We start from the raw sequence: 277 nt of genomic DNA on the forward strand, positions 1-277 counted from the left end.
GTATTGAGCAAATAATTTCTTTTGTAGGTTTTTTGAGAGTGTTTTGCGGCGCTTTTTTAATCCGTTAATTTCACCCAGCATAGCTGCTTGGGTTTGCTCAAGCGCTGTAATTTGCGTTTGCCAGTCTTGCTTTAATGCCTGCAGTTGTTTTTTCTCAACAATACTTTGCCCAGCTAAGGTTGTTTTAAGTTGTTCAAAGTCATCGGCATTGAGTTGCTCTTGGCCAGTTTGGCGTTGCTCTTTTCGCTGTTTGCGGGTCACTTGCATGGCTTGTTGT

Annotated in this window: 1 pseudogene; it reads right to left on the reverse strand. The window is 42.2% G+C overall.

Going from position 1 to position 277, the window contains the following annotated elements:
* Positions 1 to 261 (reverse strand): annotated as a pseudogene (locus AAEY62_RS22220) (RNA pseudouridine synthase); the annotation flags it as partial.
* Between the last annotated feature and the right edge of the window lie 16 nt (positions 262 to 277).

The sequence above is a fragment of the Pseudoalteromonas sp. GW168-MNA-CIBAN-0100 genome (genome assembly GCF_040309225.1).
GTDB classification, from domain to species: Bacteria; Pseudomonadota; Gammaproteobacteria; order Enterobacterales; family Alteromonadaceae; genus Pseudoalteromonas; species Pseudoalteromonas arctica.